This window comes from Pseudomonas sp. B21-010, from assembly GCF_024749325.1.
Taxonomy (GTDB): Bacteria; Pseudomonadota; Gammaproteobacteria; order Pseudomonadales; family Pseudomonadaceae; genus Aquipseudomonas; species Aquipseudomonas kilonensis.
The window spans coordinates 147,304-164,188 of the sequence record NZ_CP087198.1 but is presented as its reverse complement, the minus strand read 5'-3'; the positions used below and the strand labels follow the sequence as shown (position 1 = coordinate 164,188).

General features: G+C 58.7%; 14 protein-coding genes and 1 rRNA gene. 10 read left to right on the top strand and 5 right to left on the bottom strand.

What is annotated here, in order from left to right; all coding sequences use genetic code 11:
* Positions 1–52 precede the first annotated feature (52 nt).
* The 3 genes from LOY50_RS00770 to LOY50_RS00760 form a co-directional block, all read right to left on the bottom strand.
* Positions 53–1,589 (bottom strand): 16S ribosomal RNA (locus LOY50_RS00770).
* Positions 1,590–2,229: 640 nt separating this feature from the next.
* Positions 2,230–3,450, bottom strand: coding sequence for a CaiB/BaiF CoA-transferase family protein (locus tag LOY50_RS00765; RefSeq protein WP_214511222.1), 1,221 nt, complete (start codon positions 3,448–3,450; stop codon positions 2,230–2,232).
* A 13-nt stretch (positions 3,451–3,463) separates the two neighbouring features.
* Positions 3,464–4,645 (bottom strand): acyl-CoA dehydrogenase, encoded by a 1,182-nt coding sequence (locus tag LOY50_RS00760; protein WP_014335919.1) that lies wholly within the window; start codon positions 4,643–4,645, stop codon positions 3,464–3,466.
* 156 nt (positions 4,646–4,801) lie between these two features.
* Between LOY50_RS00760 and LOY50_RS00755 the strand changes: the two genes are divergently transcribed.
* From LOY50_RS00755 to LOY50_RS00710, 10 genes are all read left to right on the top strand, one after another.
* Positions 4,802–5,698: a LysR family transcriptional regulator gene (locus LOY50_RS00755; RefSeq protein WP_214511220.1), complete on the top strand. Its 897-nt coding sequence runs from the start codon at positions 4,802–4,804 to the stop codon at positions 5,696–5,698.
* A gap of 434 nt (positions 5,699–6,132) precedes the next feature.
* Positions 6,133–7,254 carry a Re/Si-specific NAD(P)(+) transhydrogenase subunit alpha gene (locus LOY50_RS00750; protein WP_258690136.1) on the top strand — a complete coding sequence of 374 codons (1,122 nt, stop codon included), beginning with the start codon at positions 6,133–6,135 and terminating at the stop codon, positions 7,252–7,254.
* 15 nt (positions 7,255–7,269) lie between these two features.
* On the top strand, positions 7,270–7,593 hold the full coding sequence (locus LOY50_RS00745; RefSeq protein ID WP_003187010.1) for an NAD(P) transhydrogenase subunit alpha: 324 nt from the start codon (positions 7,270–7,272) through the stop codon (positions 7,591–7,593).
* Entirely contained in the window at positions 7,593–9,029 is a 1,437-nt protein-coding gene (locus tag LOY50_RS00740) for an NAD(P)(+) transhydrogenase (Re/Si-specific) subunit beta (RefSeq protein WP_253470741.1), read from the top strand. The genes LOY50_RS00745 and LOY50_RS00740 overlap by 1 nt, the downstream gene beginning before the upstream one ends.
* A 199-nt stretch (positions 9,030–9,228) precedes the next feature.
* Positions 9,229–10,722 carry an acetyl-CoA hydrolase/transferase family protein gene (locus LOY50_RS00735; RefSeq protein ID WP_253470739.1) on the top strand — a complete coding sequence of 498 codons (1,494 nt, stop codon included), beginning with the start codon at positions 9,229–9,231 and terminating at the stop codon, positions 10,720–10,722.
* Between the two features lie 319 nt (positions 10,723–11,041).
* On the top strand, positions 11,042–11,257 hold the full coding sequence (locus LOY50_RS00730) for a DUF1127 domain-containing protein (protein WP_003187014.1): 216 nt from the start codon (positions 11,042–11,044) through the stop codon (positions 11,255–11,257).
* Positions 11,258–11,600: 343 nt separating this feature from the next.
* On the top strand, positions 11,601–11,918 hold the full coding sequence (locus LOY50_RS00725; protein WP_212798431.1) for a DUF2388 domain-containing protein: 318 nt from the start codon (positions 11,601–11,603) through the stop codon (positions 11,916–11,918).
* Between the two features lie 106 nt (positions 11,919–12,024).
* The gene (locus tag LOY50_RS00720; RefSeq protein ID WP_253470737.1) at positions 12,025–12,333 is read left to right on the top strand and encodes a DUF2388 domain-containing protein; all 309 of its coding nucleotides are present in this window, start codon (positions 12,025–12,027) and stop codon (positions 12,331–12,333) included.
* A 27-nt stretch (positions 12,334–12,360) separates the two neighbouring features.
* Positions 12,361–12,681 carry a DUF2388 domain-containing protein gene (locus LOY50_RS00715; protein ID WP_003187020.1) on the top strand — a complete coding sequence of 107 codons (321 nt, stop codon included), beginning with the start codon at positions 12,361–12,363 and terminating at the stop codon, positions 12,679–12,681.
* Positions 12,678–14,639 carry a DUF4105 domain-containing protein gene (locus LOY50_RS00710; RefSeq protein WP_253470735.1) on the top strand — a complete coding sequence of 654 codons (1,962 nt, stop codon included), beginning with the start codon at positions 12,678–12,680 and terminating at the stop codon, positions 14,637–14,639. The genes LOY50_RS00715 and LOY50_RS00710 overlap by 4 nt, the downstream gene beginning before the upstream one ends.
* A gap of 149 nt (positions 14,640–14,788) precedes the next feature.
* On the opposite strand, the gene trpA is transcribed toward LOY50_RS00710, so the two are convergent.
* Both trpA and trpB read right to left on the bottom strand, forming a co-directional pair.
* Positions 14,789–15,601 (bottom strand): tryptophan synthase subunit alpha, encoded by an 813-nt coding sequence (trpA, locus tag LOY50_RS00705; RefSeq protein ID WP_058544931.1) that lies wholly within the window; start codon positions 15,599–15,601, stop codon positions 14,789–14,791.
* Positions 15,601–16,833: a tryptophan synthase subunit beta gene (gene trpB / locus LOY50_RS00700; protein ID WP_092150691.1), complete on the bottom strand. Its 1,233-nt coding sequence runs from the start codon at positions 16,831–16,833 to the stop codon at positions 15,601–15,603. The genes trpA and trpB overlap by 1 nt, the downstream gene beginning before the upstream one ends.
* Positions 16,834–16,885: the final 52 nt, after the last annotated feature.

The window sequence follows — 16,885 nt, the reverse complement described above, 5'->3', positions numbered from 1 at the left end:
AATGAATCAAGCAATTCGTGTGGGAGCTCATGAAGCAGCTGCGGTCGTCGATTAAGGAGGTGATCCAGCCGCAGGTTCCCCTACGGCTACCTTGTTACGACTTCACCCCAGTCATGAATCACACCGTGGTAACCGTCCCCCCGAAGGTTAGACTAGCTACTTCTGGTGCAACCCACTCCCATGGTGTGACGGGCGGTGTGTACAAGGCCCGGGAACGTATTCACCGCGACATTCTGATTCGCGATTACTAGCGATTCCGACTTCACGCAGTCGAGTTGCAGACTGCGATCCGGACTACGATCGGTTTTGTGGGATTAGCTCCACCTCGCGGCTTGGCAACCCTCTGTACCGACCATTGTAGCACGTGTGTAGCCCAGGCCGTAAGGGCCATGATGACTTGACGTCATCCCCACCTTCCTCCGGTTTGTCACCGGCAGTCTCCTTAGAGTGCCCACCATTACGTGCTGGTAACTAAGGACAAGGGTTGCGCTCGTTACGGGACTTAACCCAACATCTCACGACACGAGCTGACGACAGCCATGCAGCACCTGTCTCAATGTTCCCGAAGGCACCAATCCATCTCTGGAAAGTTCATTGGATGTCAAGGCCTGGTAAGGTTCTTCGCGTTGCTTCGAATTAAACCACATGCTCCACCGCTTGTGCGGGCCCCCGTCAATTCATTTGAGTTTTAACCTTGCGGCCGTACTCCCCAGGCGGTCAACTTAATGCGTTAGCTGCGCCACTAAGAGCTCAAGGCTCCCAACGGCTAGTTGACATCGTTTACGGCGTGGACTACCAGGGTATCTAATCCTGTTTGCTCCCCACGCTTTCGCACCTCAGTGTCAGTATCAGTCCAGGTGGTCGCCTTCGCCACTGGTGTTCCTTCCTATATCTACGCATTTCACCGCTACACAGGAAATTCCACCACCCTCTACCATACTCTAGCTCGACAGTTTTGAATGCAGTTCCCAGGTTGAGCCCGGGGATTTCACATCCAACTTAACGAACCACCTACGCGCGCTTTACGCCCAGTAATTCCGATTAACGCTTGCACCCTCTGTATTACCGCGGCTGCTGGCACAGAGTTAGCCGGTGCTTATTCTGTCGGTAACGTCAAAACACTAACGTATTAGGTTAATGCCCTTCCTCCCAACTTAAAGTGCTTTACAATCCGAAGACCTTCTTCACACACGCGGCATGGCTGGATCAGGCTTTCGCCCATTGTCCAATATTCCCCACTGCTGCCTCCCGTAGGAGTCTGGACCGTGTCTCAGTTCCAGTGTGACTGATCATCCTCTCAGACCAGTTACGGATCGTCGCCTTGGTGAGCCATTACCCCACCAACTAGCTAATCCGACCTAGGCTCATCTGATAGCGCAAGGCCCGAAGGTCCCCTGCTTTCTCCCGTAGGACGTATGCGGTATTAGCGTCCGTTTCCGAGCGTTATCCCCCACTACCAGGCAGATTCCTAGGCATTACTCACCCGTCCGCCGCTCTCAAGAGGTGCAAGCACCTCTCTACCGCTCGACTTGCATGTGTTAGGCCTGCCGCCAGCGTTCAATCTGAGCCATGATCAAACTCTTCAGTTCAAACATCTTTGGGTTTTGAGAAAACCCTAAACTTGGCTCAGCAATCGTTGGTTACATCTTTGATTTCTCGCGGAGTAACTTGTGATGCTGATAATCTGTTGACTAGCAGTCTGACTCCACAAGCACCCACACGAATTGCTTGATTCAGTTGTTAAAGAGCGGTTGGCTGAGTCTTTCGTCTCAACCGAGGCGCGCATTCTACAGCGCCCCGTGTATCTGTCAAGCGGTTATTTTCAGAAGTTTTCAAAGTTTCGCTTCGGAAACATCAACAACTTCAACCACTTGCGCTTCCGATCTCTCGTTAGCGGGAGGCGAATTCTACAGCGTTACTCGCTGCTGTCAACACCTCTTTTTCACCGCTTTCGACCGAGAAGATCGAACCGCCGATAGAGCCAAACAACACCGCTCTACCTACTCCTTCCGGGCTTCGATGAACTGAAGCCCAACACCTTCGAAACTTACTTAACTCATTGAATCTCAAGGAGTTTTCCGTTTCGACTGCGCCGGAAGTGGGGCGAATTATAGACTTCCAGAATCTGCCGTCAACACCTTTTTTAGCTTTTCTATCAATAAGTTGCGCAACACTGGCAAACCCGCTGCTTTCGCCCTTAAGAACCGCCCTCTATATAGAAGAGAAGACTCAAAGAACCCCCGCCTCCCTGAACGCCATCACCGCGGCTTCGTCCAGCCCCAACACTCGCTGCAACACCTCCAACGTATGCTCCCCCAATAAAGGGGGCGCATTGCGATATTCCACCGGCGTCTCGGAGAGTCGAATCGGACTGGCCACCTGCGGCACGCTACCTGCCAGTACGTGAGGTAATTCCATCGCCAAGCCACGCGCCTGCACCTGAGGATCGGCAAACACCTGGGCAAGGTCGTTGATTGGCCCACACGGCACGCCCGCCTGCTCCAATTGAGTCACCCACTCGGCAGTGGTCTTGAACACCGTCGCCTGGCGAATCAACGGAATCAACACCGCCCGATTCGCCACCCGCAGTTTGTTTGTGGCAAAACGCGGATCGTCAGCCCATTGCGGTTGACCGGCAACCTCAGAAAACTTTCGGAACTGGCCGTCATTACCCACCGTAAGGATGAAATCGCCATCGGCGGTAGGAAAATCCTGATAGGGCACGATGTTCGGATGAGCATTGCCCAACCGCTTCGGCGCATTACCTGTGGTCAGGTAATTCATCGCCTGATTGGCCAGGCAAGCCACTTGAACATCCAGCAAGGCCATATCGATGTGCTGGCCGCCGCCGGCATGATCCCGATGAGCCAGCGCCGCCAAAATAGCAGCAGTCGAATACAGCCCCGTGAGGATATCCGTCAGCGCGACCCCCACCTTCACCGGTCCCGCCCCGTCATCGCCCTCAGGGCGGCCAGTCAGGCTCATCAGCCCCCCCAGCCCCTGAATCATGAAGTCATACCCGGCACGCTTGGCATAAGGGCCCGTCTGGCCAAACCCAGTGATCGAGCAATAGATCAATTGCGGATTGATCGCCTTTAGCGACTCATAGTCCAGACCATAAGCCGCGAGCCCGCCAACCTTGAAGTTCTCGATCAGGATGTCGGACTTGGCCGCCAGCTCTCGCACCAGCCGCTGCCCCTCTGGACGCGTGAAATCGATGGTCACCGACTGCTTGTTGCGATTGGCCGACAGATAATAAGCAGCCTCGGTCGTGTTCTCGCCTCGGGCATCCTTCAGGAAAGGAGGTCCCCAGGCGCGCGTGTCGTCACCATTGCCGGGACGCTCGACCTTGATGACATCAGCCCCCAGGTCCGCCAGGATCTGTCCGGCCCACGGCCCGGCCAGGACCCTCGATAAATCCAATACCCGCAGATGCGAAAGCGCGCCCATGAACGTTCCCCTATTAATAGAACGCCTGGATACCGGTTTGCGCACGCCCCAGGATCAGAGCGTGAACGTCGTGCGTACCTTCGTAGGTGTTTACGACTTCCAGGTTCACGAGATGACGAGCGATGCCGAACTCATCGGAAATACCGTTGCCGCCCAGCATGTCCCTCGCCATGCGAGCGATATCCAGGGATTTGCCGCACGAGTTGCGCTTCATGATCGAAGTGATCTCGACCGCCGCGGTACCCTCATCTTTCATACGCCCCAGGCGCAAGCATCCCTGCAGGGCCAGCGTGATTTCGGTCTGCATGTCGGCCAGCTTCTTCTGAATCAACTGATTGGCAGCCAGCGGACGCCCAAACTGCTGGCGGTCCAGCGTGTACTGGCGAGCGGTATGCCAGCAGAACTCAGCGGCTCCCAAGGCCCCCCAGGAGATACCATAACGCGCCGAGTTCAGGCAGGTAAACGGGCCCTTCAGGCCACGGACATCCGGGAAGATGTTCTCTTCCGGAACGAATACGTTGTCCATCACGATTTCGCCAGTAATGGAGGCGCGCAGGCCGACCTTGCCATGAATAGCTGGCGCACTCAGCCCCTTCCAGCCCTTCTCAAGGACGAAGCCGCGGATGTCGCCAGCGTCGTCCTTACCCCAGACGACAAAGACGTCGGCGATCGGACTGTTGGTAATCCACATTTTGCTACCCGTCAGGCTGTAGCCACCTTCCACTTTGCGCGCACGAGTAATCATCGCGCCCGGGTCGGAACCATGGTTCGGCTCGGTCAGACCAAAGCAACCGATCCATTCACCAGACGCCAGCTTCGGCAGATACTTCTGTTTTTGCGCCTCGGTACCGAATTCATTGATCGGCACCATGACCAGCGAGGACTGCACACTCATCATCGAGCGATAACCGGAGTCGACGCGCTCGACTTCACGAGCGATCAGGCCATAGCTGACGTAATTCAGCCCGCTGCCGCCGTACTGTTCAGGAATGGTTGCCCCCAGCAGGCCGACTTCACCCATCTCGCGGAAAATCGCCGGGTCGGTCTTTTCATGGCGGAACGCTTCCAGCACCCGCGGCGCGAGCTTCTGCTGGGCGAACTGCTCAGCAGTGTCGCGGATCATGCGTTCTTCTTCGGTGAGCTGCTGATCCAGCAACAATGGATCGATCCAGTTGAAGCTCGCTTTACCGGCCATGAAAGAGTCCTCGCCAATTAAATGAAAATCGTGGATTGATCCTAGGCGCGGTTTCCTACAAGGGCAAACGAGGATTGCGCACTATCTTGTGCTAATTTCTCACTCCGTAAACGCCATAAACCCCGTTTATGTCGATATTGAGTGAGGCTTGCGTACATGCGCCGTAAAATCCCCAGCACCACCGCCCTGATCAGTTTCGAAGCAGCTGCACGCCATGAGAGCTTCACCAAGGCGGCGCACGAGCTTTCTCTTACGCAAGGCGCTATCTGCCGACAGATCGCCAGCCTGGAAGACTTCCTCAGCGTGGAGCTTTTCCGCCGCTCACGTCGAGGCGTCAAACTGACCGAAGCCGGCCTTTCCTACAGCCGTCGAGTTGCCACCCAACTGGACGCCGTCGAGCGCGACGCTCTTTCAGTGATGGGGCATACCGGTGCGAACGTGATCGAACTGGCCGTGGTTCCAACCTTCGGCACTCAATGGCTGCTACCACGCCTCAAGGATTTCCAGCAGCAGCATCCGGAAGTCACCGTCAACCTGACCAACCGCACACGGCCCTTTCTCTTCGCGGACACAGAGTTTGATGCCGCCATCTATTTTGGTGATGCGGACTGGTCCGGTACCGAATCCCACAAGCTGATGGGAGAAAATCCGATGCCAGTATGCAGCCCTACCTTACTGGGCGGCCGGACGAGCCTGACACCTGAGGCCATCGCCGAATTGCCCTTGCTCCAGCAGACCACTCGCCCGTATGCGTGGCGCCAGTGGTTCAACGCCCAGAACCTGAACATTGCACGAGACCTGACAGGCCCGCGTTATGAACTATTCTCCATGCTTGCCCAGGCGGCCATGCACGACATGGGCATTGCGCTGATTCCGCCCTTCTTGATCCAGCGCGAGCTTGCAGAGAAACGACTGGTCGTAGCCAACCGCAGCGCGCTATCGAGCATCAAGGCCTACTACCTGATGATTCCAGAACGAAAGGTCGAATCCGCCTCTCTCCGAGCTTTTCGTGACTGGCTCGTGAAGCAGGCCACTGGCTATCTACTTGATTAAAAAGGAAAAACCCAAAGCTTACTTAGGTAGTCAACTAACAAAGGTCGCTACAGATATAAGTTTATGTCGCATTCAGTCAATCTGTTATGAAGCCCGTGCAGTAGTCTCCAAAGCGTTTAAATACATGGCTTTGAGCCATATTGCGCAACACATCAGGGCCTATTCATCTGGCCGATGGGAAAAGTTGTCAATTTGAACCTGAATCCTTGGAAAGCACGGCCCACAAGGGATGCCGATCGATAATTGCGACATTCGGTCACAGGGTGACTTGTAGTTAATTTTCCGTCACCCGTCATAATCCCTTGAAGGGCTGAATTTTCGCCTGCAAAATGCCGCGCCCCGCCTGGTTTGGCGGGATCGTGCTGATCGGCCGCCCCAGCCGCACCATCCGAAGTGCCTGGGTTTACTCAATAAGATCACGCAGGAGATTTGACGTGCACATTGGTGTTCCCCTCGAAACCCAAACGGGTGAAACACGGGTTGCTGCTACCCCGGAAACCATCAAGAAGTTGATCGGCCAAGGCCATAAAGTCACTGTTCAAAGCGGCGCCGGCATCAAGGCCAGCGTTATCGACAGTGCCTATGAGGCAGCGGGCGCAAGCATTGGCAGTGCCAGTGATGCACTCGGGGCCGAGCTGATCCTCAAGGTGGTTGCCCCCAGCGACAGCGAACTGGCGCTGATCAAGAGCGGCACCGTTCTGGTGGGCATGCTCAATCCGTTCAACAACGAAACCATCGCCAAGCTGGCCGAACGCGGTATTACCGCTTTCGCCCTTGAGGCCGCGCCACGTACCTCCCGTGCCCAAAGCCTGGATGTGCTGTCGTCTCAAGCAAACATTGCCGGCTATAAAGCCGTGCTGCTGGCCGCCCACCACTACCCGCGCTTCATGCCGATGCTGATGACCGCCGCAGGCACCGTGAAAGCGGCGCGCGTGCTGATTCTCGGCGCAGGCGTGGCCGGGTTGCAGGCGATAGCCACGGCCAAGCGCCTGGGTGCGGTGATTGAAGCCTCGGATGTGCGTCCGGCGGTCAAGGAACAAATCGAATCCCTCGGTGCCAAGTTCGTCGACGTGCCTTACGAAACCGACGAAGAGCGTGAATGCGCCGTCGGCGTCGGCGGTTACGCCCGGCCGATGCCGGCCAGCTGGATGCAGCGCCAGGCCCAGGCCGTGCACGAGCGCGCCAAGCAGGCGGACATCGTCATCACCACCGCACTGATTCCGGGCCGCAAGGCACCGACGCTGCTGAGTGCCGAAACTGTCGCGCAGATGAAACCCGGCTCGGTGGTCATCGACCTCGCGGCAGCCCAGGGCGGTAACTGCCCGCTGACCGTGGCCGACCAGGTCGTGATCGAGAATGGCGTGACCATTTGCGGTCCGACCAACCTGGCCGGTGAAGTCGCGGCAGACGCCTCGGCGCTGTACGCCCGCAACCTGCTGGACTTCCTGAAGCTGGTCTTCACCAAGGAAGGTCAGTTCGACGTGAACCTGGAAGACGACATCGTTGCCGCGTGCCTGATGTGCCGCGACGGCCAAGTCATCCGCAAAAACGCCTAAGCAGGGATTCAGACAATGGAAGAGCTTATCTCCCCCGGTATCTACAACCTGATCATCTTTGTGCTGGCAATTTATGTCGGTTATCACGTGGTCTGGAACGTAACACCCGCGCTGCACACGCCGTTGATGGCGGTAACCAACGCCATTTCGGCGATCGTGATCGTCGGCGCCATGCTCGCTGCCGCGCTGACCGTAACGCCTCTGGGCAAGACCATGGGCACCCTCGCCGTGGCCCTGGCCGCGGTCAACGTATTCGGTGGCTTCCTGGTGACGCGCCGCATGCTTGAGATGTTCAAGAAAAAAGCCCCGAAAGCCGTAAAAGAAGAGGCGCCCAAGTAATGAGCATGAACCTGGTAACGACGCTCTACCTGATCGCGTCGATCTGCTTCATCCAGGCCCTCAAAGGCCTGTCGCACCCCACCACCTCACGCCGTGGCAACCTGTTCGGCATGCTCGGCATGGCGCTGGCGGTGCTCACCACTGTGGGCCTCATCTATAAGCTCGGTGCCGAGCTGGCAACTGCCGGCATCGGCTACGTCATCGTCGGCCTGCTGATCGGCGGCACCGCCGGCTCAGTCATGGCCAAGCGCGTCGAGATGACCAAGATGCCGGAGCTGGTGGCATTCATGCACAGCATGATCGGCCTGGCGGCGGTGTTCATTGCTGTCGCAGCAGTCGTCGAGCCGCAATCCCTGGGCATCGTCAAGCAACTGGGTGATTCGATTCCGGCCGGTAACCGCCTGGAACTGTTCCTCGGCGCAGCCATTGGTGCAATTACCTTCTCCGGTTCGGTGATCGCCTTTGGCAAGCTCTCGGGCAAGTACAAGTTCCGTCTGTTCCAGGGCGCACCGGTACAGTTTGGTGGCCAGCACAAGCTCAACCTGATCCTGGGCCTGGCAACGCTGGGCCTGGGCCTGACCTTCATGTTCACTGGCAACCTCGGCGCGTTCGCCTTGATGCTGGCCCTGGCGTTTGTACTGGGCGTGCTGATCATCATCCCGATCGGCGGCGCGGACATGCCGGTGGTGGTCTCGATGCTCAACAGCTATTCCGGCTGGGCCGCAGCGGGCATTGGCTTCTCGCTGAACAACTCGATGCTGATCATCGCCGGTTCGCTGGTAGGTTCGAGCGGTGCGATCCTGTCGTACATCATGTGCAAGGCGATGAACCGTTCGTTCTTCAACGTGTTGCTCGGCGGTTTCGGCAACACAGCAGATGCTGCTGGCCCGGCTGGCTCCAAAGAAGCCCGCCCAGTGAAATCTGGCTCGGCTGACGACGCGACCTTCCTGCTGACCAACGCCGACACGGTGATCATCGTCCCGGGCTACGGCCTGGCGGTGGCACGGGCGCAGCACGCGCTGAAAGAACTGACCGAGAAGCTGACCCACCACGGCGTAACCGTCAAATACGCGATCCACCCGGTGGCCGGTCGCATGCCTGGGCACATGAACGTGCTGCTGGCCGAGGCCGAAGTGCCTTACGACCAGGTCTTCGAGATGGAGGACATCAACTCCGAGTTCGGCCAGGCCGATGTGGTGCTGGTGTTGGGCGCCAACGACGTGGTCAACCCGGCGGCGAAGAACGATCCGAAGTCGCCGATTGCCGGCATGCCGATCCTCGAGGCCTTCAAGGCCAAGACCATCATCGTCAACAAGCGCTCGATGGCCAGCGGCTATGCGGGCCTGGACAACGAGCTGTTCTATCTCGACAAGACCATGATGGTGTTCGGTGACGCCAAGAAGGTCATCGAGGACATGGTCAAAGCAGTGGAATAACGCTCACGGCTTCGCCATCAACGCCCCGACTCGTCGGGGCGTTTTGATTTGTATCAAGGCCTAACGTTACCGATCCGGTAATAATGTTTTGCCTGAAACGCCCGTAATAGAGGCCCTAAATGCGACCTTTGTAGCGGGTCGGGCACCGCGCGAATTCACTAGACTGCGCATCTTGCTTTCCAGCCCGAGATAACAACCTATGTACCGTGATCGCATCCGCTTGCCTTCGTTATTGAATAAAGTGATGGGTGCTGCCGAAGCAGCCTTGTTGATTCAGGACGGCATGACCGTCGGCATGAGCGGCTTTACCCGCGCCGGAGAAGCGAAAGCAGTGCCCCACGCCCTGGCTGAGCGCGCCAAAGTCACTCCGCTGAAAATCAGCCTGATGACGGGTGCGAGCCTGGGTAACGACCTCGACAAGGAACTCACCGAGGCCGGCGTGCTGGCTCGACGCATGCCATTCCAGGTCGACAGCACGTTGCGCAAAGCGATCAACGCAGGCGAGGTGATGTTCATCGACCAGCATCTCTCGGAAACCGTTGAACAACTGCGCAACGGCCAACTCAAGCTGCCCGACATTGCCGTGATCGAAGCGGTGGCCATCACCGAGCAAGGGCATATCGTACCGACCACATCGGTAGGTAACTCGGCCAGTTTCGCCATCTTCGCTCGGCAAGTGATCATCGAGATCAACATGGCCCACAACCCGAACCTGGAAGGGCTGCACGACATCTATATCCCGACTTATCGCCCGACCCGCACCCCCATCCCCCTGGTGAAAGTCGACGACCGTATTGGCAGCCCCGCCATCCCGATCCCGCCGGAAAAAATTGCCGCCATTGTCATCACCAACCAAGGGGACTCGCCTTCGACCGTCGCGCCTCCGGACAGCGACACCCAGGCCATCGCCGATCACCTGATCGACTTCTTCAAGCAGGAAGTTGCAGCCGGGCGCATGACCAACAAGCTCGGGCCCTTGCAGGCCGGGATTGGCAACATCGCCAACGCCGTGATGTGCGGGCTGATCGATTCTCCGTTCGAAGACCTGACCATGTATTCCGAGGTCCTGCAGGACTCGACATTTGACTTGATCGACGCTGGCAAGCTGAGCTTCGCCTCCGGCAGCTCTATCACGCTGTCGAGTCGACGCAACGCCGATGTATTCGGAAACCTGGAAAGATATAAGGACAAACTGGTCCTGCGCCCGCAGGAAATCTCCAACCATCCCGAAGTCGTACGCCGCCTCGGCATCATTGGTATCAACACCGCGCTGGAGTTCGACCTCTACGGCAACGTCAACTCCACCCACATCTGCGGCACTCGGATGATGAATGGCATTGGCGGTTCGGGGGATTTCGCCCGCAACGCCCACTTGGCGATTTTCGTTACCAAGTCGATTGCCAAGGGCGGCGCCATTTCCAGTGTCGTGCCAATGGTCAGCCATGTGGACCATACCGAACACGATGTCGACATCCTGGTGACCGAGATCGGCCTGGCCGACCTGCGTGGCCTGGCGCCAAGGGAGCGGGCACGGGTGGTCATCGACAACTGCGTGCACCCGTCCTACCGCCAAGCGTTGAATGATTATTTCGAAGCCGCGTGCGCCCTGGGTGGGCATACCCCGCATATCCTGCGCGATGCACTGAGTTGGCACGTCAACCTCGAAGAAACCGGGCGCATGTTGGCCGTCTGATACAGCTGGATCACCGCTATCGCAAATACAGTTTTGATTGAAGGCCGTCACTCGAGCCTGGCGCGACAGAAACTGTACTGCTGTACCGGTGTTTTCTTACAGTCTTTTCCCACAAAACATCGAGCAACCACTAAAAACGCACCAACATCGTGCAGATAGGTACAGTTGCCTCAATATTGACCAGTACACCGCTCTTTAACAGTTAACTGGTCTCTCACAATACAGGTGAACTGTATCTAGAGAGACTGGCCAAACGAGAGGATCATGGGCACCAGTTAAACCACTACCTAATCCCGCCACAAGCGGAAGGATGTCAACCATGGAACGTACACTCAGTTCCGAGCTGTTTTTCGAAGACAAAGCTGAAAAAAACCAGGCTTCCCTGCCTCTTCGTGTTATCGCTAACCTGATGTTGTGGCAGCGCCGCATCGCCAGCCGCCACCAACTGGCTCGTCTGGATTCGCGCCTGCTGGCTGACGCCGGTATCAGCGAAGCACAACGTTACGAAGAGCTGAGCAAGCCGTTCTGGCGCTAACTCAGCGTCGCTGGCCCTGACCCACCGGGTCCACCGCCAGCACCGAATTGAACAAACAAGACCCGTCGCGGGAAACCGCGACGGGTCTTGTCGTTTCCGGGCCCGTTTTTTTGGAAGACCGGAGAGAGATAACAGTTTCGTATAATTCAAAAACATACCAGTACAGTTCATCTTGAGCCGCAGCACCCAATGCGGGCATCATGCTGCCGATGACCATCGCAAAGGCTGTCAGCCAACGCGTTCTGTCCTAATATCGATGCGAACGTGGCGAAGCGAGTCGAGCATGCGTCTCTTCTTCCAGCTACACGCACCGGCATCACCTCATCCTTCAAGGAGTTTCCTCATGATCCGTCTTCGCCTGCTCAGCGCAGTTGCCCTGCTGGCCGTAGCCGCCCACTCCAACGCCAGCAGCTTTATCGTCACCACTGACTCCATTGTCGGCGCACTCAAGGCCTCGTCCGACGCGACCTCCGATGCAACCTCGTCATTGCGGGACAACAAGATCGTTCAAGCCGCCCGTGATGACGCTGCCAGCTTCGTGGCCAGCGAAGGCGCCATCCGTGGTGTGAAACTGGAAAGTGCCCTGGATTACATCCGCCAGCAGGCACCACAGCTCAACGCCACCGATGCACAACTGGCCCAGGCCATCCTGGTGATCTGATGCAACATGAAACATCGGGCACCAAATGGTGTTCCGATGTTTCAACGCTGGCTCTGGTCCGCAGGTTTGCGCTAGCCTTCGGGCTCGCCATCAACCGTCGAGTCCCATGCGTTTTTACTCAGATCTGTTCATCGCGTCTTTCTTCGTAGTTTTTTGCTGGTCTGTTCCGGCCCATGCTTTCGATGTGTCCACCCAGCAAGTGGTGCTCAGCGGCTATGCCACGAGCATGGTGACCTCTGCGCCCTTCGACCATAAACTGATCGTCGCCGCTCACGATGACGCTGCGGCCTTCATTGCCAGCGACGGGCAGTTGCGAGGTGCACAACTGGAATCGGCCCTGGATTACCTGCGCCGGACCCAGCCAAAACTTCACGTCAGCGACCTTGAACTGGCACAAGCAATTCTCGTCCAATAGTTATCCTTATTTCTCCGGAGTCGTTCCATGCGTAGCCCGCTGATTGCTGCCGCCCTAGGCCTGCTGGTGTTGGCCGATGTGGCCCAGGCACATACCCTGGTAGCCACCAGTAACATCATCGTTCGCGCTTCCCAGCGCACGATTGATTTCACTTCCGACACCACCACCTCCATCCGTGATTCGAAAATCGTCCGCGAAGCCCACGACGATGCGGCCAGTTTTGTCGCCAGCAATGGTGAAATTCGTGGCGCTCATCTCGAGGCCGCCTTCGACACCTTGCGCACCCGCGTGCCGGAAGCCCGCGACGCCAGTGACCAGGTTCTCGCCGAAGCCATCCTCGCATTGTGAGGCGGTTCGCCGCCTGGCTGGCGGCCGGGGTCTTGCTGCTCACGGGCAGCATGGCCCAGGCCGGCCTGCAACTGCACCTCAACACCGAAGGGCTGAGCCCGGCGCAACAGCAGGCCAGCCAGGCGCTGCTCGATGAAGCCATGCAGGCGCTGCCGCCGCGCTTCATCGAGCAGCTGGACCGACGCATCAACGTCGGCTGGACCGACCAGATGCCGGCCAACGCCTACGGCCAGGCCTCGCTGGTGTCGCAACTGGACCTCAACAGCAACCTGCTCGACAGCCTTGTCGACGGTAGCGCCGCGACGCAAAAGACCCATCGCCCCCACGGCACCGTGCGACGGGAAATGCTCGCCACCGTCCTGCACGAACTGACCCACATTTATGACCGCTCGCGTCTATGGCCAGATGCCGAGCGTGCGCTGATCCAGCGTTGCACTCGACGCAACAGCAGCGCCGGTTTGATCGGCCTTCCCGATGAATGCCGGGGCCAGAACGACCGCCGCTTCACCCTCAGCGATGATCCTCGGTTGCTGGACCTCGCCGGCTGGCCACAATACGTCGGCCGGCGCGGTGAGCGGGAACAGCACAACCGCCAAGTCGCCCGCAGCCCGGATCTCTATGAAACGAGCAGCCCCAAGGAGTTCGTCGCGGTCAACATGGAGTACTTTCTCCTCGACCCGAGCTACGCCTGCCGCCGCCCCGCCCTGTATCGCTATTACCAGGAACACTTCGGCTGGGCACCCGCCGCCAAGGACTCCTGCGCCAAATCGTTCGCGTTCCTCAACGCCGGCAACGACTTCGCCAAGACGCCACTGGGCAAGGTCGATCCCGAGCGGGTCTATGCCATTGATTACCTGCTGGCCGAAGCCAACCAGAACTGGGTGAGCCGCTGGGGCCACAGCATGCTCCGGCTGGTGATCTGCGCACCGGGTCGCCCACGTGGCCCGGACTGCCGACTGGATCTGGACCAACACCTGGTGCTGTCGTACCGCGCCTTCGTCGGCGATGTGCAGCTGTCGAGTTGGGACGGGCTGGTCGGCAAATACCCGTCGCGCCTGTTCGTATTGCCGTTGGCCCAGGTGATCGATGAATACACCAAGACCGAGCTGCGCAGCCTGGCATCGGTGCCGCTGAACCTGTCGCGCACCGAGATCGAGGAGACAGTCGAGCACGCCGCCGAAATGCATTGGAGCTACGACGGCAACTACTACTTCCTGTCCAATAACTGCGCCGTGGAAAGCTTGAAGCTGCTGCGCAGCGGCAGCAATAACGCGCAGCTCAACGGCCTGGACAGCATCATGCCCAACGGCTTGCTGGAAGTCCTCAAGGGCCGAGGCCTGGCGGATACCAGCGTGCTGGATGATCCCAAGGAAGCCTTGCGCCTGGGCTACCGATTCGACTCATTCCGCGAGCGCTACCAGGCGATGTTCGATGTGCTGAGGAAGTATCTGCCGATCAAGCAGCAAACGGTGGAAGACTGGCTGGCCCTGGACGCCGCCGAACGCCGCGTCTGGTTCGAACAGGCCGACCTGCGCACCAGCGCGGCGCTGTTGCTGCTGGAACAGGCCAGCTATCGTCGGCAACTGCTGTTGGCGCAGGATGAAGTCAAACAGCGTTATCTCGGAGCCCGTGAATTGCAGAATGGCGGCATGGAAAGGGCTAACGCGACGCTGCAGCAGATCCTCGCCAACAGCGGCTTCCTGAGCCGTCCGGCAGAACTGCTGGGCAGCAGCGGCTACGGCTTGCCGCAACCCAGCGAGTGGCAACGCTTGGAATCGGAAAGCAGCTTGCGTCAGAAACAGCTTCAAACGCTGACAGGCGACCTGGACAAGGAAGTCCGGGCATTGCTTGAGCCGAGTCGCGCCGCTGAAATTGCTGCCAGCGAGGCCAATGTGAAAGCGGTCGGCGAGCATTTGCGCAAACTGCACAAGGCCGGGGGCGGGTTGGAGTTGCCCTGATCCCATTGTGACGAGGGTGCTTGCTCCCGCTGGGTCTGTAGGAGCTGACGAGCGAAGCGAGGCTGCGATCTTTTCACTGCCCATTGAGTCTGGAGCGGAAGATCAAAAGATCGCAGGCTTCGCCAGCTCCTACTGAGCCGAACCAGGAATCAGCCTAGACGCGCCTTGCGCACACCATCAGCCAGGGCGGCACACAAGCTCAACACGCCATCAATCGCCTGTTCCGACGTATCGGCATTGGCGATATGGTCGATCAGCGCCGAGCCAACCACCACCCCATCAGCCAATCGTGCGATGGCCGCAGCCTGCTCCGGCGTACGAATGCCGAAACCAATGCTGATCGGCAAATCGGTGTGGCGACGCAGGCGCGCCACAGCTTCTTCCACATGCTCCAGCGTCGCGGCACCGGCACCGGTCACACCCGCCACCGACACGTAATATACAAAGCCCGAACTGCCGTTGAGCACCGTCGGCAAACGTACATCGTCGGTGGTTGGCGTGGTCAGGCGGATGAAGTCCAGGCCAGCCGCCTGGGCCGGTTCGCACAGTTCGCTGTTGTGCTCGGGCGGCATGTCCACAACGATCAGGCCATCCACGCCAGATTCCAGTGCCTCGCCAATGAAACGCTGCACGCCATAACGGTGGATCGGGTTGAAGTACCCCATCAGCACCAGCGGAGTCTCGCTGTTGTCTTTGCGGAACTCACGAACCATCTGCAGGGTTTTCGCCAGGTTCTGCTGGGCGCCCAACGCACGAATATTCGCCAGTTGGATCGCCGGGCCGTCGGCCATCGGGTCGGTGAACGGCATGCCCAGCTCGATGACATCGGCACCGGCCGCTGGCAGGCCCTTGAGGATTGCCAGCGAGGTGTCGTAGTCCGGGTCGCCAGCCGTGACAAAAGTCACCAGGGCGGCGCGGTTCTGTTCCTTGAGTTCGGCAAAACGGGTTTGCAGGCGGCTCATCAGTGTTTCTCCTGCTGGGACTGTTCCATGTGGTGCATCACGGTTTGCATGTCTTTGTCGCCACGGCCGGACAGGTTGACCACCATCAGGTGATCTTTCGGCAGGTTGGGTGCGCGTTTGAACACTTCCGCCAGGGCATGGGCGCTTTCCAATGCAGGAATGATCCCTTCCAGTCGGCAGCATTTGTGAAAGGCTTCCAGGGCTTCGGCGTCGGTCACCGAGGTGTACTGGACGCGGCCAATGTCGTGCAACCAGGCGTGTTCCGGACCGATACCGGGGTAGTCGAGACCTGCGGAAATCGAATGGGCGTCGATGATCTGACCGTCGTCATCCTGCAACAGGAAGGTGCGGTTACCGTGCAGTACACCGGGGACGCCGCCGTTCAGGCTCGCTGCATGCTTACCGGTCTCGATGCCATAACCGGCGGCTTCGACGCCGATGATCTCGACACTCTTGTCGTCCAAGAACGGGTGGAACAGGCCCATGGCGTTGGAGCCGCCGCCGATGCACGCCACCAGGCTGTCCGGCAGGCGGCCTTCCTGGGCTTGCAGTTGATCGCGGGTTTCCTTGCCGATCACGGCCTGGAAGTCACGCACCATCGCTGGATACGGATGCGGGCCAGCCACGGTGCCGATCAGGTAGAACGTGCTGTCGACGTTGGTGACCCAGTCGCGCAGTGCCTCGTTCATTGCATCTTTCAGGGTACCGGTGCCAGCGACCACCGGGATCACTTCAGCGCCCAGCAGCTTCATGCGGAACACGTTGGCCTGCTGGCGCTCGATGTCGGTGGTGCCCATGTAGATCACGCAATCGAGGCCAAAACGCGCGGCCACGGTGGCGGTCGCCACGCCGTGCATGCCGGCGCCGGTTTCGGCGATGATGCGTTTCTTGCCCATGCGCCGCGCCAGCAGGATCTGGCCGATGCAGTTGTTGATCTTGTGCGCGCCGGTGTGGTTCAGCTCTTCACGCTTGAGATAGATCTTGGCACCGCCACAGTATTCGGTCAGGCGCTCGGCGAAATAGAGCGGGCTTGGACGACCGACGTAGTCGCGCTGGAAGTAGGCCAATTCCTCAATGAAGGCAGGATCTTCCTTCGCCACTTCATATTCGCGGGCCAGATCAAGGATCAGCGGCATCAGGGTTTCGGCCACATAGCGGCCACCGAACGCACCAAACAGGCCGTTGGCATCGGGACCGCTGCGCAGGTTGAAAGGGGTCGTGGACTGGGTCATCGGGCGCTCCAAGCAAATGCGTTGAAAGACAATGAGGTTCACTCTACCCCTG